At 68.8% G+C, this 25,687-nt stretch carries 27 protein-coding genes; 10 read left to right on the plus strand and 17 right to left on the minus strand.

Going from position 1 to position 25,687, the window contains the following annotated elements:
- Positions 1 to 19: 19 nt before the first annotated feature.
- From ACIBL3_RS11100 to clpS, 4 genes are all read right to left on the minus strand, one after another.
- Positions 20 to 997, minus strand: coding sequence for an aldo/keto reductase (locus tag ACIBL3_RS11100; protein ID WP_396353126.1), 978 nt, complete (start codon positions 995 to 997; stop codon positions 20 to 22).
- A gap of 10 nt (positions 998 to 1,007) precedes the next feature.
- Positions 1,008 to 4,088 carry an isoleucine--tRNA ligase gene (gene ileS / locus ACIBL3_RS11105; protein ID WP_396353127.1) on the minus strand — a complete coding sequence of 1,027 codons (3,081 nt, stop codon included), beginning with the start codon at positions 4,086 to 4,088 and terminating at the stop codon, positions 1,008 to 1,010.
- 179 nt (positions 4,089 to 4,267) lie between these two features.
- On the minus strand, positions 4,268 to 4,819 hold the full coding sequence (locus ACIBL3_RS11110) for a DUF2017 domain-containing protein (protein WP_396353128.1): 552 nt from the start codon (positions 4,817 to 4,819) through the stop codon (positions 4,268 to 4,270).
- Complete coding sequence (clpS, locus tag ACIBL3_RS11115; protein ID WP_131361796.1) at positions 4,816 to 5,103, minus strand: ATP-dependent Clp protease adapter ClpS; 288 nt, start codon at positions 5,101 to 5,103, stop codon at positions 4,816 to 4,818. The genes ACIBL3_RS11110 and clpS overlap by 4 nt, the downstream gene beginning before the upstream one ends.
- 106 nt (positions 5,104 to 5,209) lie before the next feature.
- On the opposite strand from clpS, the gene ACIBL3_RS11120 reads away from it, so the two are divergent.
- Both ACIBL3_RS11120 and ACIBL3_RS11125 read left to right on the plus strand, forming a co-directional pair.
- Positions 5,210 to 6,496, plus strand: coding sequence for a nicotinate phosphoribosyltransferase (locus tag ACIBL3_RS11120; RefSeq protein ID WP_396353362.1), 1,287 nt, complete (start codon positions 5,210 to 5,212; stop codon positions 6,494 to 6,496).
- Positions 6,493 to 6,963: a MarR family winged helix-turn-helix transcriptional regulator gene (locus tag ACIBL3_RS11125; RefSeq protein ID WP_396353129.1), complete on the plus strand. Its 471-nt coding sequence runs from the start codon at positions 6,493 to 6,495 to the stop codon at positions 6,961 to 6,963. The genes ACIBL3_RS11120 and ACIBL3_RS11125 overlap by 4 nt, the downstream gene beginning before the upstream one ends.
- A 70-nt stretch (positions 6,964 to 7,033) precedes the next feature.
- Here the strand turns inward: ACIBL3_RS11125 and ACIBL3_RS11130 are convergent, their stop codons facing one another.
- Positions 7,034 to 8,272, minus strand: coding sequence for a D-arabinono-1,4-lactone oxidase (locus tag ACIBL3_RS11130; protein ID WP_396353130.1), 1,239 nt, complete (start codon positions 8,270 to 8,272; stop codon positions 7,034 to 7,036).
- Positions 8,273 to 8,397: 125 nt separating this feature from the next.
- Between ACIBL3_RS11130 and ACIBL3_RS11135 the strand changes: the two genes are divergently transcribed.
- Positions 8,398 to 9,396, plus strand: coding sequence for an ElyC/SanA/YdcF family protein (locus tag ACIBL3_RS11135; RefSeq protein WP_396353363.1), 999 nt, complete (start codon positions 8,398 to 8,400; stop codon positions 9,394 to 9,396).
- Here the strand turns inward: ACIBL3_RS11135 and ACIBL3_RS11140 are convergent.
- The 8 genes from ACIBL3_RS11140 to ACIBL3_RS11175 all read right to left on the minus strand — a co-directional run bounded on the left by ACIBL3_RS11140 (position 9,393) and on the right by ACIBL3_RS11175 (position 14,670).
- Complete coding sequence (locus ACIBL3_RS11140) at positions 9,393 to 9,908, minus strand: NUDIX hydrolase (protein ID WP_396353131.1); 516 nt, start codon at positions 9,906 to 9,908, stop codon at positions 9,393 to 9,395. The genes ACIBL3_RS11135 and ACIBL3_RS11140 overlap by 4 nt on opposite strands.
- Positions 9,909 to 10,122: 214 nt before the next feature.
- Complete coding sequence (locus ACIBL3_RS11145) at positions 10,123 to 10,887, minus strand: sulfite exporter TauE/SafE family protein (RefSeq protein WP_396353132.1); 765 nt, start codon at positions 10,885 to 10,887, stop codon at positions 10,123 to 10,125.
- Complete coding sequence (locus ACIBL3_RS11150) at positions 10,884 to 11,030, minus strand: hypothetical protein (RefSeq protein ID WP_396353133.1); 147 nt, start codon at positions 11,028 to 11,030, stop codon at positions 10,884 to 10,886. The genes ACIBL3_RS11145 and ACIBL3_RS11150 overlap by 4 nt, the downstream gene beginning before the upstream one ends.
- A 139-nt stretch (positions 11,031 to 11,169) precedes the next feature.
- Positions 11,170 to 12,366 carry an MFS transporter gene (locus ACIBL3_RS11155; protein ID WP_396353134.1) on the minus strand — a complete coding sequence of 399 codons (1,197 nt, stop codon included), beginning with the start codon at positions 12,364 to 12,366 and terminating at the stop codon, positions 11,170 to 11,172.
- 178 nt (positions 12,367 to 12,544) lie between these two features.
- Positions 12,545 to 13,072: a CGNR zinc finger domain-containing protein gene (locus ACIBL3_RS11160; protein WP_396353135.1), complete on the minus strand. Its 528-nt coding sequence runs from the start codon at positions 13,070 to 13,072 to the stop codon at positions 12,545 to 12,547.
- A complete protein-coding gene (locus ACIBL3_RS11165; protein WP_396353136.1) occupies positions 13,069 to 13,524 on the minus strand; it encodes a hypothetical protein in 456 nt (151 codons plus the stop codon). The genes ACIBL3_RS11160 and ACIBL3_RS11165 overlap by 4 nt, the downstream gene beginning before the upstream one ends.
- A gap of 32 nt (positions 13,525 to 13,556) precedes the next feature.
- Positions 13,557 to 14,216 carry an alpha/beta hydrolase gene (locus ACIBL3_RS11170; RefSeq protein WP_396353137.1) on the minus strand — a complete coding sequence of 220 codons (660 nt, stop codon included), beginning with the start codon at positions 14,214 to 14,216 and terminating at the stop codon, positions 13,557 to 13,559.
- A gap of 22 nt (positions 14,217 to 14,238) precedes the next feature.
- Entirely contained in the window at positions 14,239 to 14,670 is a 432-nt protein-coding gene (locus ACIBL3_RS11175; protein WP_396353138.1) for an alpha/beta fold hydrolase, read from the minus strand.
- A 66-nt stretch (positions 14,671 to 14,736) separates the two neighbouring features.
- On the opposite strand from ACIBL3_RS11175, the gene ACIBL3_RS11180 reads away from it, so the two are divergent.
- From ACIBL3_RS11180 to ACIBL3_RS11190, 3 genes are all read left to right on the plus strand, one after another.
- Positions 14,737 to 15,831 carry a histidine kinase gene (locus ACIBL3_RS11180; RefSeq protein ID WP_396353139.1) on the plus strand — a complete coding sequence of 365 codons (1,095 nt, stop codon included), beginning with the start codon at positions 14,737 to 14,739 and terminating at the stop codon, positions 15,829 to 15,831.
- Positions 15,828 to 16,493 (plus strand): response regulator, encoded by a 666-nt coding sequence (locus ACIBL3_RS11185; protein WP_396353140.1) that lies wholly within the window; start codon positions 15,828 to 15,830, stop codon positions 16,491 to 16,493. The genes ACIBL3_RS11180 and ACIBL3_RS11185 overlap by 4 nt, the downstream gene beginning before the upstream one ends.
- 68 nt (positions 16,494 to 16,561) lie before the next feature.
- Positions 16,562 to 17,341: an SDR family NAD(P)-dependent oxidoreductase gene (locus ACIBL3_RS11190; RefSeq protein WP_396353141.1), complete on the plus strand. Its 780-nt coding sequence runs from the start codon at positions 16,562 to 16,564 to the stop codon at positions 17,339 to 17,341.
- Here the strand turns inward: ACIBL3_RS11190 and ACIBL3_RS11195 are convergent.
- Entirely contained in the window at positions 17,338 to 18,855 is a 1,518-nt protein-coding gene (locus ACIBL3_RS11195; RefSeq protein ID WP_396353142.1) for a WD40 repeat domain-containing protein, read from the minus strand. The two genes, ACIBL3_RS11190 and ACIBL3_RS11195, sit on opposite strands and share 4 nt — an antisense overlap.
- Positions 18,856 to 19,015: 160 nt before the next feature.
- Here ACIBL3_RS11195 and ACIBL3_RS11200 point away from each other — a divergent pair, with 160 nt between their 5' ends.
- Both ACIBL3_RS11200 and ACIBL3_RS11205 read left to right on the plus strand, forming a co-directional pair.
- Positions 19,016 to 19,594, plus strand: a complete 579-nt coding sequence (locus ACIBL3_RS11200; protein ID WP_396353143.1) for an isochorismatase family protein — start codon at positions 19,016 to 19,018, stop codon at positions 19,592 to 19,594.
- Positions 19,595 to 19,656: 62 nt separating this feature from the next.
- Entirely contained in the window at positions 19,657 to 19,803 is a 147-nt protein-coding gene (locus ACIBL3_RS11205; RefSeq protein WP_396353144.1) for a hypothetical protein, read from the plus strand.
- A gap of 32 nt (positions 19,804 to 19,835) precedes the next feature.
- On the opposite strand, the gene ACIBL3_RS11210 is transcribed toward ACIBL3_RS11205, so the two are convergent.
- On the minus strand, positions 19,836 to 21,569 hold the full coding sequence (locus ACIBL3_RS11210) for a bifunctional metallophosphatase/5'-nucleotidase (RefSeq protein WP_396353145.1): 1,734 nt from the start codon (positions 21,567 to 21,569) through the stop codon (positions 19,836 to 19,838).
- Positions 21,570 to 21,687: 118 nt separating this feature from the next.
- Here ACIBL3_RS11210 and ACIBL3_RS11215 point away from each other — a divergent pair, with 118 nt between their 5' ends.
- Together ACIBL3_RS11215 and ACIBL3_RS11220 are read left to right on the plus strand one after the other, a co-directional pair.
- The gene (locus ACIBL3_RS11215) at positions 21,688 to 22,479 is read left to right on the plus strand and encodes a polysaccharide deacetylase family protein (RefSeq protein WP_396353146.1); all 792 of its coding nucleotides are present in this window, start codon (positions 21,688 to 21,690) and stop codon (positions 22,477 to 22,479) included.
- Between the two features lie 98 nt (positions 22,480 to 22,577).
- Complete coding sequence (locus tag ACIBL3_RS11220) at positions 22,578 to 23,753, plus strand: hypothetical protein (RefSeq protein ID WP_396353147.1); 1,176 nt, start codon at positions 22,578 to 22,580, stop codon at positions 23,751 to 23,753.
- A gap of 39 nt (positions 23,754 to 23,792) precedes the next feature.
- Here the strand turns inward: ACIBL3_RS11220 and ACIBL3_RS11225 are convergent, their stop codons facing one another.
- Both ACIBL3_RS11225 and ACIBL3_RS11230 read right to left on the minus strand, forming a co-directional pair.
- Entirely contained in the window at positions 23,793 to 24,410 is a 618-nt protein-coding gene (locus tag ACIBL3_RS11225) for a hypothetical protein (protein ID WP_396353148.1), read from the minus strand.
- Between the two features lie 34 nt (positions 24,411 to 24,444).
- Positions 24,445 to 25,638: a homogentisate 1,2-dioxygenase gene (locus tag ACIBL3_RS11230; protein WP_396353149.1), complete on the minus strand. Its 1,194-nt coding sequence runs from the start codon at positions 25,636 to 25,638 to the stop codon at positions 24,445 to 24,447.
- Positions 25,639 to 25,687 lie beyond the last annotated feature (49 nt).

Genomic DNA, 25,687 nt, shown 5'->3' on the forward strand with positions numbered 1-25,687 from the left:
AGTCGGTCCACTATGCGGACTACCAGCGGTCGTGGACCTGAGGGCGGATGAGGGTGTCGTAGATCTCGCGGACGGCGGTTTGCTGGGCAGGGGTGAGCGGGGAGACGGTTGCCGCGGAGATGTTGGCGGCTGCCTGGGCGGGGTTGCGGGCGCCGGGGATGACGACGGTCACGCCGGGCTGGTCGAGGATCCAGCGGAGGGCGAACTGGGCCATCGTGACGCCTGCCGGGAGCCACGGCATCAGGCGGCGGACGGCCTCCAGACCGGTGCTGAAGTCGACGCCGGAGAACGTCTCGCCGACATCGAACGACTCGCCGTGCCGGTTGTAGGTGCGGTGGTCGTCCGCGCCGAACACCGTGTTCTCGTCGTACTTCCCGGAGAGCAGCCCACTGGCCAGCGGGACCCGGGCGATGATGCCGACGCCCGCCGCCTGCGCGGCAGGCAGCACCTCGTCGAGCGGCTTCAGCCGGAAGGCGTTCAGGATGATCTGCACCGACGCGACGTTCGGCCGGGCGATCGCGGTCAGCGCCTCCGCGCAGGTCTCGACGCTCACGCCGTACGACGCGATCCGCCCCTCGTCCACCAGGGTGTCGAGCGCGTCGAACACCGCGTCGGTCGAGTACACCGGCGTCGGCGGGCAGTGCAGCTGGACCAGGTCGATCGTGTCGACGCCGAGGTTCTCCCGCGACCGGTCGTTCCAGGCGCGGAACGCCTCCAGGTTGTACGCCGACGGCACCTGCTCGACCCGGCGGCCCATCTTGGTGGCCACGGTCAGGCCGTCGTACGACGTCAACATCTGCCCGACCAGGCGCTCACTGCGTCCATCGCCGTACACGTCCGCGGTGTCGATGAAGGTGACCCCGCCCTCGATCGCGGTCCGCAGTACGGCGAGCGCGTCGCTTTCGTCGACCGCCCCCCAGTCGGCTCCGAGCTGCCAGGCGCCGAGCCCGACCACACCCACATCACGACCGGTACGACCAAGCCTCCGCGTCTCCATGGCCCCAACCCTAGGGATTGACCTCCACCCGCAGCTCGGGACCCTCCGCCAACGCGAGCTCGACCGCGAGCGTCTCCCCCATGATCAGCTCCCGATGCACCTCGACCGCCGAGACCACCTCCGCCGGCGCCGTCACCGCGAACCGCACCCGGTCCGTGACGTCCAGCCCAGCATCCCGCCGCGCCTGCTGGAGCGACCGGATCACGTCCCGCGCAACCCCCTCAGCCTCCAACTCCGGCGTCAGCGCAGTGTCCAGTACGACGAAGCCGCCGCCGGCCAGCAGCCCACTCGCAGTCCCACCCTCGGCCAGCGTGATCTCCAGCGTGTACTCGCCCTCGGCCAACTCGATGCCACCGGCAACCACGACCCCGTCGGCGGAGACCGACCAGTCACCTGACTTGGAAGCCTTGATGACCAGCTGCACGTCCCGCCCGAGCCGCGGACCGGCTGCCCGCGCGTTGACCGTCAGCCGCTGCGACACCGGCGCATCCGCAGCGTCCACGGGCGTCAGCACGACCTCGCGAACGTTGACCTCGGCACTGATGATCGGAGTCAGCGCCTGCAGTTCGTTCGAGTCAGCGGCCGCAACGGTCAGCCGCTGCAGCGGTTGCCGGGCCCGGATGCCGACCGTCTTGCGGATCGACGACGCAACCGAGCAGATCTCCCGGACCCGATCCATCCGCGCGACCAGGTCGGCGTCCTCGGGCAGGTCGGCGGCGTTCGGCCAGTCGGTCAGGTGCACCGACCGCTCCCCGGTGAGACCCCGCCACACGTGCTCGGTCACCAGCGGCAGCAGCGGCGCCGCGGTCCGGCAGACCACCTCGAGCGCCGTGTACAGCGTGTCGATCGCGTCTGCCGAGCCGGCCCAGAACCGGTCCCGGGAGCGCCGGATGTACCAGTTCGTCAGCACCTCGAGGTAGTCGTTCACCGCGTCACAGGCGGACGCGATGTCGTACCGATCGAGCCGCTCCTGAACGTCACCGACGAAGATCCGCAGCCGCGCGAGCAGGTACCGGTCCAGCAGGTCGGTCGACGCGGTCGACCAGGAACCTGACGCGCCCGCGGCGTTCGCGTAGAGCGCGAAGAAGTACCACGCGTTCCACAGCGGGATCAGCACCTGCCGGACGCCGTCCCGGATGCCCTGCTCGGTGACGACCAGGTTGCCGCCGCGCAGGATCGGGCTGGACATCAGGAACCAGCGCATCGCGTCCGCGCCGTCCCGGTCGAACACCTCGGTCACGTCCGGGTAGTTGCGCAGCGACTTGCTCATCTTCTGCCCGTCGTTGCCGAGCACGATCCCGTGGCTCAGGCAGGACGAGAACGCCGGTCGGTCGAACAACGCGGTCGACAGCACGTGCAGCGTGTAGAACCAGCCGCGCGTCTGACCGATGTACTCGACGATGAAGTCGCCGGGGAAGTGGTGCTCGAACCACGTCGTGTTCTCGAACGGGTAGTGCACCTGCGCGAAACTCATCGACCCCGAGTCGAACCACACGTCCAGGACGTCGGGCACCCGGCGCATCGTGGACCGCCCGGTCGGGTCGTCGGGATTCGGTCTGCTCAGTTGGTCGACGTACGGGCGATGCAGATCGGGGACTGCCACCCCGAAGTCCCGCTCGAGCTCCTCGATCGACCCGTACACGTCGATCCGCGGGTACGCCGGATCGTCCGACCGCCACACCGGGATCGGCGAACCCCAGAACCGGTTCCGGCTGATCGACCAGTCCCGGGCGTTCGACAGCCACTTGCCGAACTGCCCGTGCTTGACGTGCTCGGGGACCCAGGTGATCTGCTCGTTCAGCTCGACCATCCGGTCCCGGATCCGGGTCACCTCGACGAACCAACTCGACACCGCCTTGTAGATCAGCGGATTGCGGCACCGCCAGCAGTGCGGGTAGCTGTGCACGTAGCTGTCCTCGCGGACTAGTGCGCCGGACGCCCGCAGGTCCCGGATGATCGGCCGGTTCGCCTCGAACACATGCAGACCCTGGTACGGCGGGACCACGCTGGTGAACCGTGCTCCGTCGTCCACGGTCAGCAGGGTCGGGATCCCGACCGCTTCACAGGCGATCTGGTCCTCCTCGCCGTACGCGGGAGCCAGGTGGACGACGCCCGTACCTTCGTCAGTGGTGACGTGCTCGGCTGCGATGACCTGGAACGCGTTGGCCGTGCCCCAGCGCTCGGTGTCGGCGAAGAAGTCGAACAGAGGTGTGTAGCGCAGGCCGATCAGCTCCGAACCCTTCAGCCTGCGGATCACGTCCGTGTAGCCGTACGCCGCCAACCGGGCCTCGGCCAGGATCGACGGGCGCCCGTCCACCTCGACCACGGCGTAGTCGACCTCGGGGCCGACTGCCATCGCCAGGTTGCTCGGCAGGGTCCAGGGCGTGGTGGTCCAGGCGAGCAGGCGCTCGCCGGTCTCGAGCTCGACCGCGACGGTCACCGACGGGTCCTGGCGCGGCTGGTAGACGTCGTCGTCCATCCGCAGCTCGTGGTTGGACAGCGGGGTCTCGTCGTTCCAGCAGTACGGCAGGACCCGCAGGCCCTCGTAGACCAGCCCCTTGTCGTAGAGCGTCTTGAACGCCCAGATCACCGACTCCATGTAGTCGGGGTTGAGCGTCTTGTAGTCGTTGTCGAAGTCGACCCACCGGGCCTGCCGCGTGACGTAGCTGCGCCACTCGTCCGTGTACTTGAGCACCGAGGCGCGACAGGCCTCGTTGAACTTCTCGATCCCGAGCTCGAGGATCTCGGCCTTGGTCTTCAGCCCGAGCACCCGCTGCGCCTCCAACTCGGCCGGCAGCCCGTGCGTGTCCCACCCGAACCGCCGCTCCACCCGACGCCCCCGCATCGTCTGATACCGCGGCACGACATCCTTCACATACCCCGTCAGCAAATGCCCGTAATGCGGCAACCCATTGGCAAACGGCGGCCCGTCATAAAACACAAACTCATTGGCCCCGTCCTCCCCGGGCGCCCGCTGCTCCACCGACGCCTGGAACGTCCCATCCCCCTCCCAGTACTCGAGCACCCCCCGCTCAACCCCCGGAAAGTCCGGCCCCCCACCCAACCGCCCACCACTCCTCGGATAACCCACCCACCGATCGTAAGCGGGCCCGCCCGGCTGACTGGTGTGGTGCCGACGGACAGGAGGTCTCCGCCCGGGTGGACGGCGAGGTGCAGCGCTCAAGCGGGAACCAGGTGCCACCGGTCGAACAGGTTCCCGCTACGTCCTGTCGTTAGGTCCCCTCAGCGGCGATCTGGTTGGAGCGTGATTCAGCGCATGTTGTGGAGGAGGGCGGATTGGAGGTAGCCGAGCCAGTCGTAGAGGTCGTAGGTGAGGCGGCGGGGGTCGTCGTCGGGGAGTTTCTCCCAGGTGGCGTAGTCGTCTTCTTCTTTGATGTCCAGGCGGGTGCCGATGGCCAGGCGGAGGTCGTTCAGGGCGCGCAACCAGGAGAGCTGTTCGTCGGGTTCGAGGGCGATCTCGTCGGCGCCGGACTCCTCCAGGGCGGACAGTACCCGCTTGGCGTCGGTGATCTTGCCGTCGCGCAGCCCCCGCTCGGTGAACCGGCGGAACTCCGCGGACGCCATGTCGTCCTCGGAGTACGCGTCCGGCAGCAGCCGCTGCAGTACGACGTCCTCCGGCGGCGAAGTTGGCCCGTCACTGTCCAGCAGCGCGGCCAGCGGGTCCGACGACTCGGTGGCGCGCGGCGGCATGCCGTCGTACAGGAGCTCGACCAGGTTGCGGAGCAGGTTCGCCAGGATGTCCGCCTCGTGCTCGGCGAAACTGACGACGACGGTCTTGCGGCGCTTGCGGAACCGCGTCACGACTTCTCGCAGGTGGCCCACAGGCCGTAGGAGTGCATTGCCTCGACGTCGCGTTCCATCGCTTCCCGGTTTCCGTTCGACACCGCCGACTTGCCCTCCTGGTGGACCTGCAGCATCAGCTTCTCCGCCTTGTGCTTGGAGTAGCCGAAGTAGGTCTGGAACACGAAGGTGACATAGTCCATCAGGTTGACCGGGTCGTTCCAGACGATCGTCACCCACGGTGGGCTCAGCTCGATCGCCTCGTCGACCTCGGGGCTCTCGAGTTCGCTTGGTGCGGTGCTCACCTGTCCATTCTCTCCATCATCGGTTCGTCGTTCGCAATAGGCTGCCCTTGTGACCCACACAGCGGCGCACTCGACCGCGCTTCTCACCGACCACTACGAGCTCACCATGCTGCAGGCCAGCCTGGCCGACGGCACGGCGGATCGCCGATCGGTCTTCGAGCTGTTCGCCCGCCGGCTGCCGGACGGCCGCCGGTACGGCGTGGTGGCCGGCGTGAACCGGCTGCTCGACGCGCTCGACCGGTTCCGCTTCGACGAGCAGTCGATCGCGTTCCTGGCCGATCGGGGTGTCGTGGACCAGGCTACCCGCGACTGGCTCGCCGACTACCGGTTCAGCGGCGACATCTCCGGTTACGCCGACGGCGAGATCTACTTCCCCGGCTCCCCGGTGCTGGTGGTGGAGTCCAGTTTCGCCGAGGCAGTGCTCCTGGAAACCGTTTTCTTGTCCATCCTGAACCACGACTCCGCGGTCGCCTCGGCGGCGTCGCGGATGACCTGGTGGGCCGGTGGGCGGCCGTGTATCGAGATGGGGTCGCGGCGGACCCACGAGGAGGCCGCCGTCGCCGCCGCGCTGGCGGCGTACATCGGCGGCTTCACCGCCACCTCGAACCTGGAGGCCGCCCGCCGCTTCGGCATCCCCAGCACCGGTACGGCGGCGCACTCGTTCACCCTGCTGCACGACAAGGAGCGGGACGCGTTCACCTCCCAGGTCGATGCCCTCGGCAAGGGGACGACGCTGCTGGTGGACACCTACGACGTCGCCGAGGCGGTCCGGACCGCGATCGACATCACCGGGCCCGAGCTGGGCGCGGTCCGGCTGGACTCCGGCGACCTGCCGTCGCTGGCCGGCCAGGTCCGCGAGCAGCTGGACTCGCTCGGCGCGACCAAGACCCGGATCATCGTCACCAGCGACCTGGACGAGTTCCAGCTCGCCGCGCTGGCGCCGGCGCCGGTCGACGGGTACGGCGTGGGGACGTCGCTGGTGACCGGGAGCGGCCACCCGACCTGCGGGTTCGTCTACAAGCTGGTCGCCCGCGAGGGCGCGGACGGGACGCTGGTGCCGGTGGCGAAGAAGAGCCACGACAAGATCTCGATCGGCGGCCGCAAGTGGGCCCTACGCCGGCGCTCGGCCACCGGGGTCGCCGAGGTCGAGCTGATCGGCGTCGGCGAGCCGCCGACGGACGACGGTGACGACCGCGAGCTGCTGAAGCCGCTGGTCGAGGGCGGCAAGGTCGTCGGTCGCACCACGCCCGAGGAGTCCCAGGCGCACCACCTGAAGGTCCGCGACGAGCTCCCCCGCTACGCCAGCCAGCTGAGCCGAGGCGAAGCCGCCATCCCGACCGAGTACGTCGGCGACTACGACGCCCGCAACCCGTTCCTGCGGAGCCACACGTGAGCACGGAACCCCAGGCCTGGCCCGCGGACGCGCCGGCCACCGAGGCGGACGTCCTGGTCGCGATGCGGTTCGCGGACCGGGCTGCCCGCAAGGCGGTCGCCGAGGAATTGGCCGGCACCGGACTGCACACCGGGCAGGAGCTCGTGCTGGCCAAGCTCCTGCACCTCGGTTCGCTGCCGGTCGCGAAACTGGCGAAGGTGCTCGACGTCGAGGTGCCGACCGCGACCAAGACCACTCAGCGGATGGAGACCGCCGGGCTGGTCCGCCGGGTGAAGAACTCGACCGACGCCCGCCAGGTCAGCATCGAGCTCACCGATCGCGGCACCGAGCTGGCCAAGACCGTCCAGGAGATCTACGACAGGGCCGGTCGCCGTGCGCTCGCCGGACTCACCCCCGAGGATCGTCGCGTACTCCGCAACCTGCTGTGGACGATAACGACGACCCTCGAACCGATGTCAGACGAGTAGCTCTTCGCTCTCCTCTGCCGACGGCTCCGCATCCGCAGTCCGCCAGCGGTACAGCCGACCAGCAGGTCGATCAGGCTTGAGAGGGCAGGTAGGTGTCCAGGTACGGGTTGCGGAACTTGCCGGACGGGTCGTACTTCGCCGCCAGTTGGATGAAGTCGGCAACCTTCGGGTAGCACGACCGCAGGTAGGCCGCGTCCGCCGCGAACACCTTCCCCCAGTGCGGCCGGGCGCCGAGCGGGTTGAGCGCCTCCTCCACTGCGAGCACGACCGGGCGTACGGCGGCCTCGTCCTGGATCCAGGTGAAGTGCAGGGCCACGGTGTCACGGCCCTGGCTCGGGCTCAGCCACAGCTCGTCGGCGGCGACCGTGCGTACCTCGGAGACCTGGATGACCGGCGCCAGCTGGTTGCCCAGGGCCCGCAAGACCTCGAAGGACTCGGCGGCCTTGGCCCGCGGTACGAAGTACTCGGACTGCAACTCGTCGCCGTTGCTCGGTGTGAACTCCAGCCGGAAGTGCGGCAGCCGCTCGTTCCACGGCCCCGGCACGCCGCCCTGCTGGGTCGCGTAGTCGGCCGGCATCGTCTTGATCGGGTGCCGCGGCCCATCGGCGACGTGCGCACCGAGCCACTCGTTGTCGATCGGCGCACCCGCACGCTGCTTGCGCCAAACCATCACGTCCGGGTCGACCCAGTCGGTGAACGCGCTCACGCTGTACGCGCTGCCCATCACCTCGGCGAAGTCGGATCCGAGCCGATCGACCGGCAGGCCGTCGTACACCACCTGGCTGATCTCGTACGACGGTTGCACGTCGAGGGTCAGGCTCACGGTCACCCCGAGCGCGCCGAGCGAGATGATCGAGCCGTCGAAGTCGGCGTCGCCGCGAGTCAGCGTCACCAGCTCGCCGGACGCGTCGACGAAGGTGATCGCGTTGACGGCGTCCGCCAGCGGGCCGTTGGTGTCGCCGGAGCCGTGCGTTCCGGTCGAGCAGGCGCCGGCGACCGAGATGTGCGGCAGCGAACCGAGGTTGTGCAGGGCGAGTCCCCGCGACTGCAGGGCCGCGGTGATCTCGCCGTACCGGAGACCGGCCGAGACGGTCACGCCGCCGTCGCCGACCTCGATCACCTTCGGCAGGTCCGCGACGCTGACCAGCGTGCCGGTGCTGTCGGCGATCCGGTTGAACGAGTGCCCGGTACCGAGCACGCGGACCTTCTCGCTCCGGGCGACCAGCTCCTGCAACTCGGGCACCGACGCCGGCCGCTCGAGCGGACTCTCGAAGCTGATGTTCCCCGCCCAGTTGGTGAGCTCCGTCATCGGTCTCCCCTTCTCTCGCACAACACTCCCGGCCCCGACTCTGACACATCCGCCGGGGCCGCAGCGCAAGGGTCTTATCCCTTGGAGAGCAGCGAAAGGTTTCGGGCGTGGTTGGATGTCTGGTGATGATCATCTGTTTCGGGGCGGCCGGGTTCTGGCTGCTGGTGTTCGGGGTGAGCTTCTGGCGGGATCGGCGGCTGTTCCGGAACGGGATCTTCCTGGTGCTCGCGCTGATGTTCGCCGGGCTCGGCGTGATCTTCGCGCTGAACGCGGTCTCGGACACCGCCGCGCGGCTGCTGGTGCTCGCGATCCTGGCGGCCATCCCGGTGACGATCGCCGTACTCGCGGTGTTCCTGGTGATCAACGGTGTCACCATGCTCCGCCGCGAAGGCCGCCGCCCGGCCAACCTGCTCTCCCTCGCCGCCGGGCTCGGCATCATCGGCCTCGTCGTCTTCGGCATCGCGGTCCAGCAGCTCGGCTGGGAACCACTCGCCGCGGTCCGCTCGGTCCTGATCGGCGTACTGACCTACATCTCGTTCCTGTTCGTCTGCTTCCTCGCCTACGCGTTCGTCTACAGCCGGGTCCGCTCGTCGCGGAAGGTCGACTTCATCGTCGTGCTCGGCGCCGGGCTGCGCGGTTCGCGGGTCCCTCCGCTGCTCGCAAGCCGGCTGGACCGCGCGAAGCAGGTGTACGACCGGGCGCTGCGCAAGGGCCGGTCACCGGTGATCATCACCTCCGGCGGCCAGGGGCCGGACGAGGACGTCCCCGAGTCACACGCGATGGCGTCGTACCTGATCGACCGTGGCGTCCCGGCCGACCGGCTGCTGCGCGAGGACAAGTCGACCAGCACGTGGGAGAACCTGACCTTCAGCCGGGAGCTGATGGTCGCCCGGAAGCCGAAGTACCGCCGCCTGATCGTGACGAACAATTTCCACGCCTTCCGCGCTGCCCTCACCGCCCGCCGCGCGAAGGTCAACGGCCAGGTCGTCGGCTCGCCCACCGCCACCTACTACTGGCCGACAGCAACCATCCGCGAGTTCGTCGCCATCCTCTACACGCATCGCTGGCTGAACGGCGCCATCTGCCTCCTGATCGCGGCCGCGGCGATCAGCCAGCACCTCTAGGACCAGAGCTCGAACGGCTCGTCGATCTCCTCACCGGCCAGGAAGCCGGTCAGCAGGCCCGGCAGGTGCCGCGGGTAGAACAGCTCCTCGCTGGCCACCACCTCAGCGATCGGCCACCAGCGGAAGTCGAAGTAGTCCTCTTTCTCGTCGTCGAACCGTCCGGACTCGTCGATATCGGGTCCTGGCCCGCTGAGCCGGACCTGGCACACCACCTCGTGCTGGAGATGCCGGGCGTCCCGGTGCCGGAAGGACGCCGTACGGCGCCAGGTCGGTGTGCCCACCTGGTCGGCGGTGGCAACGATTCCCGTCTCCTCACGCAGCTCACGCAACGCCGTGTCGACGACGGTCTCCCCCGGATCGATGCCGCCACCGGGGAGCTCCCACCACACCCCCAACTCCGGGGCGCCGAACTCCCGGGTGTGGAAGAGCAGGATCCGGTCCCGGCCGTCACGGACGACGAGCCGGACCACGTCCCGCTCGACGATGGGCAGATCGTCCGGTACCGCCGTCATCGGGTTCCCTCCCCAGCAGAAGAGGTTTGAGCATAACCGGCTGTTGTGTTGGATGTGTGGGTGATGCGGGCACGTCGGGTCAGCGTGCAGCTCGACAGGTAGTGCACCGCGTCACGCCGTACACCCCGCCGACACCCACGCTCAAGTGCACTACCCAGCCCCGGACACCACCTGTCCAACCACCCCTTGCCCACTGCCAGCGGCTCCAGTCGCGCTAGCGGAGCATCAGTACGGCGGCGGTCACACCGGCGACCACGATCAGCACGCGCAACAGCGTCGCGGGGAGCCGTCGGCCGATGTGGGCGCCGACGTAGCCGCCGACGACGGAACCCGCGGCCAGCAGGCCGGCTGCGGTCAGGTCGAGGTCGGCGACGAACACAAAGATCAGGCCGGCGACCAGGTTCGCCGCCAGCAACGCGAGGGTCTTGAGCGCGTTGACGATGCGCAGGTCGAGATCGAGGCCGAGACCGAGCACCGCCATCATCATCACGCCCGCGCCGGCGCCGAAGTAGCCGCCGTACACGCCGGTCAGCGCGGCGAAGAACGTGGTCGCCGGCGACATCGTGGTGCGCGCGCTGTGCGGATCCTCGTGCCGCGACCGCAGCCACTTCGAGATCCACGGCTGCACGCCGACGATCAAGCAGGTGAACAGGATCAGCCACGGCGCCAGCGACGCGAACACCCCCGGCGGCAGCGCCAGCAGCAGCGCCGCGCCACCGATCGCACCGACCGCGCAGGTCAGCACGACGGCGATCGAATGGGCTCGCGGGACTTCGCGAAGCTCACGGCGGTACCCGAACGACCCGCTGGCCGCGGCCGGGAGCAGGCCGACGGTGTTGGACACGTTCGCGACCACCGGCGGGATCCCGAGCGCGATCAGCACCGGGAAGCTGAGCAACGACGCCACGCCGACCGTCGAGGTCAGGACACCGGCGCCCAGACCCGCAGCGACCACCGCCAGATGTTCGGGACCCGTCACGACTGCTCGCGAAGCAGAGCGACGTCAGAGACCAGCATGAAGTGCTCGTGCATCGCCCGGGCCGCGGCGTCCGGGTCACCGGCTGTGATCGCGCCGTGGAGGCGTGACCGCAGTACCGGACGGGGGAACCGAGGCGAGTCCATGCGGCCTACCTTATGGACAACTGGCTTATTGGGCCGTTGGTCAGGCCACTGAGCTGAATGCTGTGATCAGACCATCACCCTCCGCCCGCAAGAAGGACCGTCTGGGACCAGGATGTGGCGGCCGAGTGCGCAGCGCGCCTCACCGCACTACCTGGCCAAGGCGCGCCAGCGGGGACAGGCTGAGGGTCAGCGGGGACAGGAACAGGCCGGCGATCGTGGCGATGAGGGCAGCTCGTACGCCGAAGACGCCGGCTGCCGCGCCGCCGAGGAGGGCGCCGACCGGGGTCAGGCCCATGCCGAGGAAGTTGATGGTGGCGACCACCCGGCCCTGCGCCGCGTCCGGGGTGATGGCTTGGCGGATCGCCATGATGGCCACGTCGACGGTTTGGCTGAAGACGCCGTACAGGAAGTTGATGGTGACGAGGGCGGCGACGGCGGCGGTGCCGGAGCCGTGCAGGGTGGTGGTCGAGAGCATCACCAGGTCGGAGATGAGGGCGGCGAAGACGACGACGCGGCCGTAGCCAAACCAGCGGGGCATCCGACTGGAGACCAGCGATCCGACCAACGCACCTGGCCCGAAGGCGGCGAGGACGATCCCCATCGCTGCGCCCGGCAGCTCCAGCGAGCGGGACAGGAACAGGATGTACACCGTCATCACCGCGGTGAAGAAGAACTGGTAGACGCAGGTCGCCTGTGCGATCGCGCGCAGCGATCTGTCGCGGACCACCAACTTCAGCCCGTCCCGGACGCCGCCGGACGGGGCGACCGGAGTGGCGTCGGGGAGACGCCAGATCGACACGACTGAGACCAGGAAGCCGAACGCGCTCGCCAGTACCGCGAATGGTGCGGTGAGCAACGACACCAGTCCACCGCCGATCGCCGGCCCGGAGATCTGCCCCGCCGACTTGCTGCCCTCCAGGATGCTGTTGCCCTGGGCAAGCTGGTCCCGACGGACCAGGCGCGTGAACGACGCTTGGCACGCGACGTCGAAGCACACGCTGAACACGCCGGTGACGAACGCGACGACGTACAGGAACGGCAGTCCGAGCGTCCACGCGATCGGGACGAGCCCGAGCAGGACAGCTCGGCCGAGGTCGGCGTACAACATCATCCGGCGCGCTCGCCAACGGTCGACCAGGACGCCGACGAGCAGGGAGACCAGCAGGATGGGCACTTGCTGCGCGGCCCGCAGCCCACCGAGCTGAGCCGCGCTGGCACCGAGCGAGACGACCGCCACCAACGGCAGCGTTACCTGACTGGCATAGGCGGCGAACAACGAGGCGCTCTGGCCGATCCAGAGCTTGCGAAAGTCGGCTTCCGCCCACAAAGACGGCACGAGGATTCCTTCGAGTCAGCCCGAATCCGGGCAGGAGGAAACGCGCCGCCTTCACCGAAGCAGCACGCGATGACAGATGCGTCAGCGCGTGCCGGGCCGACCGACCATCACCAACTCCTCAACCTCTCGACTCCCCCGCACCCTAACCACCGCGCTGCGGACGGCCAACCGGATTTCCTCAGGTACGGCGTTCGCGGTAGGCGCGGGTCTTGGTGCGGTTGCCGCAGCGGTCGGGGGAACACCAGCGGGCGCGCCCAGGGCGGGACTGGTCGTAGAAGATCCAATGGCAGTCGTCGGCAGGGCACATCTTGAGGCGGGGCCAGAGGCCACGGGTCGTGAGGTCGGCGGCGGTCAGCAGGAGTCTGGTGAGGGCCGCGTCGACGCCGGCGCCGTAGGGGGACAGCGCAACGCCGGACGTTGGATGGACGGTGACGGTGAGCGTCAGGTCCAGGCGGGTTGCATCGCCCGAGGTCTGCTTGGTGCTCTCTCGGAAGGCCGTCCGTAGGCGCAGTGCCTGATCCAGGTTCGCCTTGGTGACTCGAGGGTTCTCGATCAGGTCGTGGTCTCGCAGCCAGTGGCGCAGGGAAGCTGGGGAGTCCAAGGCGTCGTGGGGTTGCAGGCGCTCGCCGTGGCGACGGAACTCTCGGAGGTCGAGGGTGTTGACGAAGGCGTGGACCAGCGCGACATCAGCCGGCAGCGACGTCATAGCTCGGCTTCGAAGCTTGCGCCGAGGTACGCGTCGAGGTCGGGGCCGTCCGGGTTCGCGAGGACGTGCTGCAGCCACGCGCGGCGCTCGAAGTCGGTGACCGCGAGCTCCCAGACGCAGCCGATCGCGGCGCTCGCGTGCGGAGCGAGCTGGTCCGGCGCGTCGCCCGGCGCCGACAGCATCCGCTGGTGGATCTCGTTCTGCGCGGCCCACCAGTCGATCAGGACGTACGAGCGGTGCCCGGCCTCATGGACGATGACGAATCCGACACCGTAGGACTCGTCATCGTCCAGGAAGCTCGGCAACTGCTTCACGGCATGCTCCGCAGCCGCGACCAGAGCGTCGTCAGGCCGGCCGCTCTTCGCGATGCCGTAGTACTTCACCCGCCACCCGTCGAACTCCCGCGGGCCGAGGTAGCTGATGGTTCGCGGCTGGTGCGGTCCCGTAATCATGTTTCGACACTAGTTATTGCCTTTAACTGGTGTCAACAACGAGTGCCACGCGGCGGCACGACCCGGTCCGCGAAGTAGGCGTCGATCTTGGCGCGAGCGCAGGCGTTGACCATGTAGAGCGTGTGCCCCGGACCGTCGTGGTACACCGACCCGCTCCCCGGAACCTGGTCGATCACCCGCGAAGCAGAGTCGTACTCGCTCCAGTTGCCGACCATCAGCAGCGGCGGCAGCCCCCTCGGCAGCGCGGCCGGCTCGTTCTGCACCGGCACCGGCCAGCCGACACACGACAGCATCGCGTACGCGATCGTCCCCGACGCGCCCGTGTACGGCGCCGCCGCCTCCATCCGCCGTACCTGCCGATGCAGCTCCCGCTGGTTGGCCGGTCGCGGCCAGTCGGTGCACTCGACCACTCCGGGCGTCGGCGTGTACGGGTACGGCGGATTCGGCCGGGCCGGCATGAACCCGGACGCATCCCCCGCCAGCGCCTGCTTGATCGCCTCAGCCAGCTTCGGATAAGCCTCGGGTCCGCGCCGAGCGAGCTGGAGTCCAAGCGTCCGCAGGTCGTTCCCGTCGTACGTCGTACCCGCTGCCGGAGCCGGGATCGGCGTGCGATTCGCCTTCGCCACCAACCGCTGCCACTGTGCCGGTGAGCATTTGCACCAGTCGAAGAAGCGGATCATGAAGCTCTGCACGTCCTGCGCCAGCTTGGGCAGCTCACCGGTCCCAGTCCGCCGCGCTGTGGTTCCAGGTCCCGTCGAGCACGATGGCACGGACGTGTTGCGGGTAGAGGCGCGCGTACGCCTGCGCCAGAAAGCCGCCGTACGACGCCCCGTAGAAGTTGACCGTCGATTCGCCGAGTGCCCGCCGGATCGCCTCGAGGTCGTGCGCCTGGCTCGCCGAGTCCATCGACTCGAACAACTGCGGATCCTTCGCCTGGCACTTCGACGCCACGGCCCGGTTCGCGGCCGCGAGCTGGTCGAACTCGGCCTGGTTGCGCGGCATCCGTGGCAGCCGCGCCCCACTCCACTCGCACTCCAGGTTCGTGCTCAGCCCGGGCGCGTTGGGTCCACCGCGCATGTCCCAGGTGACGATGTCCATCCGCTGCCGCAACCCGGCGAACGCCTCGGCGCCGCCGTACGAGCGCACATCGGACGGCGGGCCGACAGACCTGGGTCCGAGGTGGGCAGCCGGCCGGTCGGTTAGGTTCGTCGGGTGACGGAGTCCGCGCTGACCCGGCGGCAGCTGATCGCCGCCGACTGCCTCATCGCTGTCGTGTACGCCTTCACGGCTCCCTCGGACGCACCCTGGTGGTCCCTGCTCCTGACCGTGGCGCTTGCTGTTCCGGTCGCCATCCGGCGGATCTGGCCACTGCCGACGCTGGCCGCCGTACTCGTCGCGTCCGCCATCGCGATCGGCACCCAGACCCTCCACGACCCACTCCTTGCCGCCTGCTACGTCCTGTACGTCGTCGGTCTGACCTACGCGCCATCGAGGCCGCCGGCAACCAAGCGCCTGGTCGGCGTGGGCGGCGGGACCGCGTTCGCCGTCCTCGTCCTCGCCCTGATCGGCGGCTCACCACAGGGTTCGACGAGTGTCGTCCTTCTGTTGACCGGCGTGGCCGGCATGTACGGCGCCTGGACGCTCGGCCGCGTGGTCCGGGATCGGCGAGCCGCGGCGGCGCGAGCAGTCCAAGCACTCGCCGAACAGGCGGTCTCGGACGAGCGACTCCGGATCGCCCGCGAGCTGCACGACATCGTTGCCCACAGCATGGGCCTGATCGCGGTCAAGGCCGGCGTCGCCAACCACGTCCTGCACGTCCGGCCGGACGAGGTCTCCGACGCACTCTCCGTCATCGAGACGACGAGCCGCGACGCACTCGTCGAACTACGCCACATGCTCAGCCTCCTGCGTACGACGGACGAGCCGCCACCGGCCGGGCTGTCCGCACTCCCGGAGCTGGCCGCACGAGTGCAGTCAACCGGCGTACAGGTCGAGCTCGTCGTGGACGTGACCGAACCGCTGCCGGAAGCGGTCGAGCTGGCGGTCCACCGCATCGTCCAGGAGTGCCTGACCAACATCACCCGGCACGCTCGAGCGAGTCGTTGCCGAGTGCACGTTTCCGGCGACGGGTACGCCGTACGAGTGGAAGTCACCGACGACGGAGTCGGTGGGGCCGCCACGGAAGGCCATGGGCTGATCGGCATCCGGGAAAGGGTGAGCATGTACGACGGCTCGTTCCGGGCGGGACCGCGATCACCGAGCGGCTTCGAGGTCGTCGTACGACTGCCGATCGGAGTGCGTACGTGAATGACATTCGCGTCCTGGTGGCGGACGATCAGGCGCTGTTGCGGGGCAGCTTCCGGGTGCTGATCGACACTACGCCGGGGCTCGTCACGGTCGGCGAGGCCGCGGACGGCGTGGAGGCGGTCGAACTCGCTCGGCGGGAGCGGCCGGACGTCGTACTGATGGATGTCCGGATGCCGCGACTCGACGGGATCGAAGCGACCCGGCAACTCTGCAGCGAGGACGCCGGGGTGCGGGTGCTGATCTTGACGATGTTCGACCTGGACGACTCCGTGTACGCCGCGCTGCGCGCCGGGGCGAGCGGGTTCCTGCTGAAGGACGTGCCGCCGACGGAGTTGCTCCAGGCAATCAAAGTCGTGGCGGCCGGCGAAGGACTGCTCGCCCCGTCCATCACGCGCCGGCTGATCGCCGAGTTCGCCCGGCTGGCCGAGCCCGGACAGACACCGCTGCACGGCCTCGACGGCGTCACCGAGCGGGAGCGCGAGGTGCTGTCGCTGATCGCGCGCGGCCTGTCCAACAAGGAGATCTGCGACCACCTGCACGTCGGCCACGGCACCGTGAAGACCCACATCGGCCACCTGCTCGCCAAACTCCACGCCCGCGACCGCGCCCAATTGGTCATCACCGCCTACGAGTCCGGCCTCGTCCAACCCCGTCGCCACTGACCCTTGCATTCAAATAGTTAGACGGCTAAGTTTTGTGATTAGCCGACTAACTACATGAAGGGTACGTCATGGATCTGGGTTTGCGGGATGCGGCGGTGCTGGTGACGGGCGGGTCGTCCGGGATCGGGCGGGCGACCGCGATCGGCTACGGGCGTGAGGGCGCGCGGGTCGCGATCACCTACAACTCGCAGAAGGATGTGGCCGAGGCGGTCGCCGAGGAGATCGAGGCGGCCGGCGGTACGGCGTACGTCGTACCGATGGATCTGAACGAGCCGGACACCATCGCCGCCGCGGTGGAGGCGACCGTGCAGCAGTGGGACGGGCTCGATGTGGTGGTGGGGAACGCGGTCAACTGGGGTTCGGCAGGGTTCCACGACCGGCCGGTGAGGATCGAGGACGGGCCGGCCGACTGGTGGGTGCCGGTGATGCGGGCCAACCTCGAGGGCAACTACCACCTCGTGCAGCAGGTGGCGCCGGCGCTGCGACGGTCGGAGCACGGCCGGCTGGTGCTGATCTCGACGGACCTGGCAGAGCGCGGCCTGCCCGGCTCCTGGCCGTACTCCGCGGCGAAGGCCGGGCTGCACGGCCTGGTCGCGAGTCTCCAGCACGACTTGGGCGAGGACGGCGTACTCGTGAACGTGGTGATGCCCGGGATCACGCTGGAGAACGGCGAACACCGGGTGCTCCCGAAGCCCGCGGTCGAGCAGCTCGCGGCGAGGTTCAGCGCCCGCAAGTTCCCGGACACCACCGACCTCGCCGACGCGATCCTGTTCCTGACCTCACCGCGGACGACCGCGATTCAGGGCGAGATCCTCCGCGTCACCGGCGGCAGCCTGATGCCGGGTTAACGGATCCTCACAGTGGCGGCCGCGCTTGTCCGGATGTTGCGGCCGTCACTGACCTCGACGCGGTAGGCGACCGACTGGCCGCTGGTCAGGCCGCTGTCGTTGAACGTCGTCATGACGGGTTCCGTCCACGAGTACGACGTACGCTTCCAGCTGCCCACCTTCGTCTTGCCCCGGTACAGCGTGTAGGTCAGCGAGATGTTGTCGAGGTCCAGCACCGTCGGGAAGCCGACCGTCGCCCGATTGGCCCGGGTGCTGGACACCTTCGGCGCCGCCGGCAAGCCAGGCCGGGCGCCACCGGGAGCGTTGGTGAAGCGAGTCAAGCCCTGCTGCGGTACGCCGTTCACCCTGGTGAAGTCGCCGCCGGCCCAGACGTCGTTGCCACCGGACGCGAACGCCAGCGGTCCGACCTCGGTTTCGCCGCCGGCGTCGGTGTTCGGGAACCATGGGCCGAGCTTGCCGGTGATCCCGCTGAGGACCAGCAGATGGTGCATGCCGGTCTTGTCCGGGAATCCGCCGTCCTGGCTGCAGTCGTGGGCGTGCGAGCCCTTGTAGACCCAGTTGCCGATCGCCTTGACCGCCTCGGTCGCACCGAGGCAGCTGCTCTGCCAGAGCAGCTTTCCGGTCGACGCGTCGGCCGCGAGCACACCGTCGTAGCAGCCGATACCGCTGCCGGCGTTCGCGACGAAGACCTTGTTGCCGAGGATGTCGAGGTCCTTGACCCGGCTGTCACAGTCGACCGTCTTCGCCGGGATCGCCGCGGCGGCGGGCATCGAGTAGGCCGCACCGGTGGTGGTGTTCAGCATCGCCAGCGCGTGGTGCGGGCTGCCTTGCAGGGTGACGAAGCCGCCGCCGACGAAGACCAGGTTCCCGTCCGCCGAGAGCTCGATCGCGTGTACGTCGTCGTCGGCGTCCGGGTTCCAGGACGTCAGGACTCCGGTCTTCAGGCTGACCGCGGCCAGCCGGTTCCGGACCACGTTGTCGACCCGGCCGAACGAGCCACCCACGTAGACGGTGTTGCCTCTGATCGCCAGCGCCGCGACCCGGTAGTTGATCGCCGGGTCCCAGCCGCCGACGAGCTCACCGGTCGCCACGCTGAACAACGCGACCCGCTTGCGGGCCACGCCGTTGACCGTGGTGAAGTCACCGCCGATTACGACCCACTTGCCGTCCGGGCTCGTGGCGATACTCCAGACCGCGCCGTTCAGCGTCGGCGCGAACCGCGTCGGCACCCCGGTGCTGCGGTTGAACGCGGCGATGTACGTCCGGGCCGCGTCGCCCTGCCCGACCTCCTTGCCGGGCTGCCGGATCCGGGTGAACAGGCCACCGGCGTACACGGTGTTCCCGGCGACGGCGAGCGCGTTCACGCTGGCATTCGTCTGCCAGGTTGTCTGACTGACCGCGGACACCGCCGACGCGAAGCCCGGTGCCGCGGCCTCCACCGGCCGACCGGAGGGCACCAGAGCCGCAGCGACCACGGCAGCGGTCGTGACCACCGCCAGAAGAGCCTTCTTCATCAACTATCCCCCGTGCCCGAACCCGACCTGTGACGTTGTGCCACCACACGATAACTGTCAGCGCAGGCCGCGTCGAAAACGCACCCGCGGCGCGCGCTCGCCGTACCAGGCCGCTGACACTTGTACCGTGGGCACAGGACCTTGGAGAAGGAGCGTCGCGATGGCCCGGGCACTGATAGTGGTTGACGTGCAGAACGACTTCTGCGAGGGCGGGAGCCTGGCCGTCAAGGGTGGCGCGGACGTGGCCTTCCGGATCGGTGAGTTGCTGCACAAGTGGTACGACGCCGACCCGGGTGACAAGCAGTACGAATACGTCGTGGCCACCCGGGACCACCACATCGACCCGGGCGACCACTTCTCCGAGCACCCCGACTACGTCGACTCCTGGCCGCGGCACTGCGTCGCCGGCACCGACGGCGTCAGCTTCCACCCGAACATGGACCCGCAGCCGTTCGACGCGATCTTCGACAAGGGTGAGTACGCGGCCGCCTACTCGGGCTTCGAGGGCAAGTCCCACGGCGACGGACGGTCGCTGGCCGACTGGCTGCGGGAGAAGGGCGTCACCGACGTCGACGTCTGCGGGCTCGCCACCGACTACTGCGTCCGTGCGACCGCCCTGGACGCCAAGCAGGCAGGCTTCGGAACGACGGTCCTGACCCGACTGACCGCAGGAGTCGCCCCGGCGACAACCGAGCAGGCCCTGACCGACCTCAGCGCCGCCGGAGTCAAGCTCACCTGACCGGTCACCCTTCGGCTGCACCCACAAACCGACCTCGACGACTTCTGTGGCGACGGCAGGTGGTGAAGTGCGGCACGTACGGCGGTGGCGCCGCACAACGACTGCACGACGCCCGCGCCGAGCAGGTCGCCCGCGACCTCGAGCCGCGATCCGCCTGGCCACTGGCCGCGGACTCCGTGGGCTGCGGCTTCTGCGAGTGGCCCACCTAGGCGGTGACCGCGATCCTAAGCGGTGACCACGATCAAGCGGTGACCACGATCGGGGCGCCGCCTGAGGTCAGGGACCAGTCGGTGGTGTGGAAGGTGGACGGGTCGATCGCGCCGGTGGTGAGGACGTAGTCGATCATCAGTTGGCGGATCTCGACCTGGCGGTTGTAGACGACGGGCGCGGTCTTGATGTGCGGGAAGTTGCCACTGCCGGACTGGCGGTAGTTGTTCACGGCAACCACGAACTGCTGGTCCGCCGCCACCGCGACCCCGCCGTACTCGAGGTCCGTGATTCGCGATCCGACCGGCTTGGCGATGTCGATCGTGTAGGTGAGCGGCTTCGTCAACCCGCCGAGGATGTCGTAGTTGTAGTCCGGAGTGCCGTTCGGCGCGGTCACTGTCGGCGCGTTGGTGACCTGGTCGGACGTGAACGGCCCGGTCCCCGTGACCTGCTTGAAGTACTGCGCGGAGAACTCCAGGTACTCGCGGACCTGCGCCCCCGTCATCGTCACCGCGAGCAGCGTGTTGTCGAACACGTACAGCCCGGCCACGTCGCGGATCGACACGTCGCCAGCCGGGATCGCGGCCGCCCGGTTGAACGGCGCCGCGATCGCGAGCACCGGCAGCGCGGCCTCCGGCGTACCGGCCAGCGCGTCCGCGACCGCGTCGGCCTGGATGAAGGTGACGAAGTCCAGCGCGGCGGTGTCCTCCCACGGCGCGGTCGCCGCGGACATCGCCTCCGCGCAGGTGCCGATCTTCGAGTTCACGTACTCGATCACCCTGTCGTGGTCCTGCTGCAGTACGGCGACCACGTTCGCGTCGGCGTCGACAGTATTCGCGTTCAGCACCTGTGCGTGCCGGCCCACGACCTGCCACCGACCGCGTTCCTTGCGCAGGTCCAGCTCGATCAGCGACAGCCGCATACCCCACTTCAGCGGCTCGGTCAGGACGGCCTGCTCGCCGGTCTGCTTGTTCGTCACCAGCCGCTCCGGGATTTCCTGGTGCGCGTGCCCGACGAGTACGGCGTCGATGCCCGGGACGGTCTCGACCATCAGCACAGACGCGTTCTCGGGGACCGGCAGGGCGTCGCCGTACGACGAGGACAGGTCCATCCCGGAGTGGACGGCCACGATCACCACGTCGGCCCCGGCCTTGCGGACCTGCGGGACCCATATCTTCGCGAGCTCGACGACGCCGCCGAATCTGATCTTGTTCTCGACCACCGCCTTGTCCCAGATCGCGATCCCGGGGTTGGTCAGGCCGAGGATGCCGACCGTGATCGGCCGCTCGCCCGGCACGTGCACCCGCTTCAGCACGTACGGCGGGAACACGGGCAGCCCGCTCGTCCAGTCCTGGGCGTTCGCGCCGAGCAGCGGGAAGTCGAGCTGCTGCTGGAACTTCCGCAGCACGTCCAGGCCGTAGTTGAACTCATGGTTGCCCAGGGCAGCGGCGTCGTATCCGATCTCGTTCATCGCGGCCGCCATCGGGTGCAGCTGACCGTCGGTGATCGGGTCGATCTTGGCGAAGTAGTACGACAGTGGGGTGCCTTGGATGGTGTCGCCGGCGTCCAGGAGCAGCGGCCGCGGGGCCTGCCGGTCGGCGGCGATCCTGTCCCGGACCGCGGTGACCAGGGTGGAGATCTTCGCCAACCCGATGTCGTTGTGCGCGGAGTCGTCGTACTCGGTGTTCTTGAAGTAGTCCCAGTTGAAGACGTTGCCGTGCAGGTCGGTGGTGCCCATCACCGTCAGCCGGACCGTCTCACCAGTCATGCATCCGCCTCACACGTTCGACACGAGCCGGGGTCGCCGGCCTGGACCGCAAACGATACGGCCGACACACCCCACCCCGATGCCGGGTTGGCCCTACAGGCACGAGAGGATGCCCGTCATGACCAAGCCGCCCGGCAAGCTGCTGCCGTTGGTCGCCGCCCTCCTCTGCGGTGCCGTTCTCGCCCAGGCCGCCGAACCGGCCGACAACTCCGTCACCAGCGCGGCGCCCGTGGTGCAGGCGTCAACCCATGCGCCGTTGACGATTCCCGTCGTACGACCGGCTCCTGCGCCTGCGCCTCGGAAGAAGCAGCAGCCGACGCGGCAACGCCGTACGTCGACGACAGCCACGACGGAAGACTGGAACCTGGCGGCGCACGGCAAGGTCTTGTACCTGACCTTCGACGACGGGCCGCAGCAGGAGTGGACGCCGAAGGTGCTGCAGGTACTGGCGAAACACCGGGCCAAGGCAACGTTCTTCGTGCTGGGCCGCGAGGCGGCGGCGCATCCCGACCTGGTCGCGCTGACCCGCGCGGCCGGTCACCGGATCGGCAACCACACCTGGGACCACCCGATGCTGACCAAGCTGCCGGCGGCCAAGATGCGGCAGGAGATCCTGACCGGGGTGAAGTCGAAGTGCTTCCGCCCACCGTTTCGGGACACGAACGCGCACGTCGAGGCGGTCGCCGCGTCGAACCACCAGCGCCAGGTCCTCTGGGACATCGACACCCTCGACTGGTCCAAGCCCGGTACGGCGAAGATCGAGCGCGCGATCCTGCAGGGCGAACGGCCCGGCGCGATCATCCTGCTGCACGACGGCGGCGGCAACCGCTCCGAGACCGTCGCCGCGCTCGACCGCGCGCTCACTCAGCTCACTCGCCAGGGGTACACGTACCGCGCGCTCCCCTGCTAGCTCACGAACAAAGTTGGCCTACTCTGCGTCACAGTCGGGGACGGAGCCGCTACCTCACGACCGGCGGACTGTCGGATCGTGACCCAAGGAGCTCGCCGATGCAGAAGAACAGAACCCTGATCGCTGTGGTGGCAGCCGTCGCCATGGCCGCTGTGGCGACCGGCGGCGCCTTCGCCTACCGCCAGGGTCCTCGCACTGACGCCAAGGCCGACGCCAAGCCGCTCGGCGGCCTCCCGACCCCTGCGGGCCCGACCACCACGCCGACCCCGAGCCCGTCAACGCCGAGCCGGACACCGAGCGCGTTCACGGTGGCCGTGAAGCCGACGCAGAAGCCCACCGGGCCGGTCAAGACTGCTGTCGCACTCGAGAAGCTGCCCACCGGGCGGGTGCCCCAGATCCCTTACCTGACCGGCCGGACGGTCCGCGGTGGCGCCGGTGGGGAGGTCAAGGTTCCCGGTTCACAGGACATCCACGCGATCGCCCGGCTGCGGCAGTCGGTGCTGGCAGTGGTGAGCGCAGGCGACAACACGACCGAGATGCTGACCTTGGGCGCGGACAGCGCGATCGAGCGGCGGACTCCCAACGTGACCGGCATCGTCACCACCGAGGACGGGTCGGCCGCGGCGTACAACACGACCCTGACGTCTGACCTGGGCGAGGACGAGGCGGGCACCACCGTCTACGCGGAGCAGGACAAGGTCCAGATGGTCACCGTGCCGGATGTCTGGCACGCGACCCTGCTCGGCTACGTCAACGGAAAGGTGTACTTCCAGGCGTCAGGCACGCGGGACGGCACGACCTGGACCCTGTACGAGTGGACTCCGGGCGCCGCGAGGGCCACCGCGATCAAGACTGTGCCGAAGCCGACCGCGGTGTCCGGCGACGGTGCGGTGGCCGCCTCGCTGACCGCCCTTAACGACCAGCACAGCTGCACCAGCGTCCTGTCGATCGCGAGCGGCAAACGACTGTGGCGCACCTGTGAGTACCAGGTCGACAGCTTCACCCACGACGGATCCACCGCGATCGCGGGCCCCATCTACCGCGACGGGTACGGCGACGGCATCGCAGCCGCCCTGGACGCGAAGACCGGCGGCCTGCTGCACGAGTGGTCCGGCGTCTTTCTGCAGACGGTCGCCGAAGACGACCAGCACCTGCTGATTCGCGCCGACACCGGCCAGGAGACGCGAGCCGCGATCATCCGCTGCACCATCACGACCGGCGCTTGCGAGTTGGCCACCCCGCTCGCCGTGGGCACCGTGATGATCGGAAGCTAGCGAGCACCACCGGCCGTAGAAACCGCCCGACTTGATCTGTCAGGTGACGACGCCGGCGCGGCCGCCGGAGAAGTGCTTGAGTGCCTGGTCGATGACGTGCACCGGCTGGTCGAGCGCGGTCACCAGAAAGAGCCCGGTCGGCCGGAGCAGCGGATTTGGCTTCACGACGGTGCGGACCGCGGGCTGGTCCAGACCGCGGACGCCGGCCGTGGTGGCGCCGATGCCCGGGGCGAGCCGGAGCTCCAGGGCGTACTGCCCGAAGAGTTTCACCTGCCGGAACCCCTGGACGGTCGGCCACGGCAACACCACCGGGTACGCCGCCCCTTCGCAGGCCAACTCGAGTGCCTTGGGTGACATCCGCATCGCGATCGGCTGCACGTCGTTGGCGTCGTACCACCGCTGCCGCTCCCCGTCGAGCCGGAAGAACAACACCGTGCTCAGCACCAGCGGCACCATCGCCACAATCAACAACAACGTGAACGGCCACAACCCAGCGCCCCGAAACGCCACCAACGCGTACAGCGCCGCCAAGATCCCCACCACGCCCAGCGCCAGCGTCACCCACGCTCCGCGCCGCTGCACCCTCCGCACATGCACCCGCCGCCCCCGCACCGCCTCCCGATCGATGCCCACGACAAACGCCCCATCCTCACTCACCCCCCAAGACTCCCACAGCCACCCCAACCGCGGGTCACGTGCTGCGGCGGCCCGCCCAGGTCCAGGCGTAGACGCCGTCGTCTACTGCGGTGCCGGCTTCGCCCAGTTCGAGGGGGCGGAAGGTGTCGACCATGACGGCGAGTTCTTCGAAGCGTTCGGCGCCGAGGGAGGCTTCGATGGCTGAGGGCTGGGGGCCGTGGGCGTAGCCGCCGGGGTGGAGGGAGATGGAGCCGAGGCTGATGCCGGAGCCCTTGCGGGCCTCATAGTCGCCGCCGCAGTAGAACATCACCTCGTCGGAGTCGACGTTGGAGTGGTAGTACGGCACCGGGACGGACAGCGGGTGGTAGTCCACCTTGCGCGGCACGAAGTTGCACACGACGAAGTTGTAGCCCTCGAACACCTGGTGCACCGGCGGCGGCTGGTGGATGCGCCCGGTGATCGGCTCGTAGTCGCTCACGTTGAACGTGTACGGGTACAGGCACCCGTCCCACCCGACCACGTCGAACGGATGCGTCGCGTACACCATCCGCGACCCGACGATCCCGCCCGGCCCGTTGCCGCGATGCTTCACCAGCACCTCGACATCGTTGCCCTCCACAACCAACGGCTCCGCCGCCGCGTGCAGGTCGCGCTCACAGTACGGCGAGTGCTCGAGGAACTGCCCGTACCGGGACAGGTACCGCTTCGGCGGCGCGATGTGCGAGTTCGCCTCGATGCAGTACAAGTGCACGCCGTCCACACCCGGCAGCCAGCGGTGCGTCGTCGCCCGCGGGATGATCACGTAGTCGCCCTCGACCGCGTTCAGCACGCCGAACATCGTCTCTACGGTCGCCGAACCCTTCTCGACGTACACGCACTCGTCGCCGATCGCGTTCCGGTAGTACGGCGACGGCTGCTCGGCGACGACGTACGAGATCCGGACGTCACCGTTGCCCAGCGCGAGCCGCCGGTCCTCCACCGCGTTGCTCTTCGACGTGTCGGTGAACAGATCGTGCAACTTGAGGTGCCGCGGCGTGAGCGGATGGTTCGCGACGGTGGTGAGGTCGGGCAGCTCCCACACCTGTGAGTCGACAATCGCGGACGGTACGCCGGCGTGGTACAGCAGCGACGAGTCCGACGAGAACCCCTCCTCCCCCATCAGCTCCTCGTAGTACAGCCCGCCGTCCGGTTTCCGGAACTGGGTGTGCCGCTTCGGTGGAATCTCCCCGACCTGCCGGTAGAACGCCATCTCACTGACTCCAGGTGTACGATAGTCGAACGCATGCGTCCGCTTACCG

Origin of the sequence: Kribbella sp. NPDC050124, assembly GCF_044460355.1 — a bacterium.
Lineage (GTDB): Bacteria > Actinomycetota > Actinomycetes > Propionibacteriales > Kribbellaceae > Kribbella.

Coding starts and splice junctions, on each gene's coding strand:
- ACIBL3_RS11100 (WP_396353126.1), bottom strand. CDS start 997: ATGGAGACGCGGAGGCTTGGTCGTACCGGTCGTGATGTGGGTGTGGTC.
- ACIBL3_RS11120 (WP_396353362.1), top strand. CDS start 5,210: ATGCTGCAGGCCAGCCTGGCCGACGGCACGGCGGATCGCCGATCGGTC.
- ACIBL3_RS11130 (WP_396353130.1), bottom strand. CDS start 8,272: ATGACGGAGCTCACCAACTGGGCGGGGAACATCAGCTTCGAGAGTCCG.
- ACIBL3_RS11135 (WP_396353363.1), top strand. CDS start 8,398: ATGATCATCTGTTTCGGGGCGGCCGGGTTCTGGCTGCTGGTGTTCGGG.
- ACIBL3_RS11140 (WP_396353131.1), bottom strand. CDS start 9,908: ATGACGGCGGTACCGGACGATCTGCCCATCGTCGAGCGGGACGTGGTC.
- ACIBL3_RS11150 (WP_396353133.1), bottom strand. CDS start 11,030: ATGGACTCGCCTCGGTTCCCCCGTCCGGTACTGCGGTCACGCCTCCAC.
- ACIBL3_RS11160 (WP_396353135.1), bottom strand. CDS start 13,072: ATGACGTCGCTGCCGGCTGATGTCGCGCTGGTCCACGCCTTCGTCAAC.
- ACIBL3_RS11165 (WP_396353136.1), bottom strand. CDS start 13,524: ATGATTACGGGACCGCACCAGCCGCGAACCATCAGCTACCTCGGCCCG.
- ACIBL3_RS11190 (WP_396353141.1), top strand. CDS start 16,562: ATGGATCTGGGTTTGCGGGATGCGGCGGTGCTGGTGACGGGCGGGTCG.
- ACIBL3_RS11195 (WP_396353142.1), bottom strand. CDS start 18,855: ATGAAGAAGGCTCTTCTGGCGGTGGTCACGACCGCTGCCGTGGTCGCT.
- ACIBL3_RS11200 (WP_396353143.1), top strand. CDS start 19,016: ATGGCCCGGGCACTGATAGTGGTTGACGTGCAGAACGACTTCTGCGAG.
- ACIBL3_RS11210 (WP_396353145.1), bottom strand. CDS start 21,569: ATGACTGGTGAGACGGTCCGGCTGACGGTGATGGGCACCACCGACCTG.
- ACIBL3_RS11215 (WP_396353146.1), top strand. CDS start 21,688: ATGACCAAGCCGCCCGGCAAGCTGCTGCCGTTGGTCGCCGCCCTCCTC.
- ACIBL3_RS11220 (WP_396353147.1), top strand. CDS start 22,578: ATGCAGAAGAACAGAACCCTGATCGCTGTGGTGGCAGCCGTCGCCATG.
- ACIBL3_RS11230 (WP_396353149.1), bottom strand. CDS start 25,638: ATGGCGTTCTACCGGCAGGTCGGGGAGATTCCACCGAAGCGGCACACC.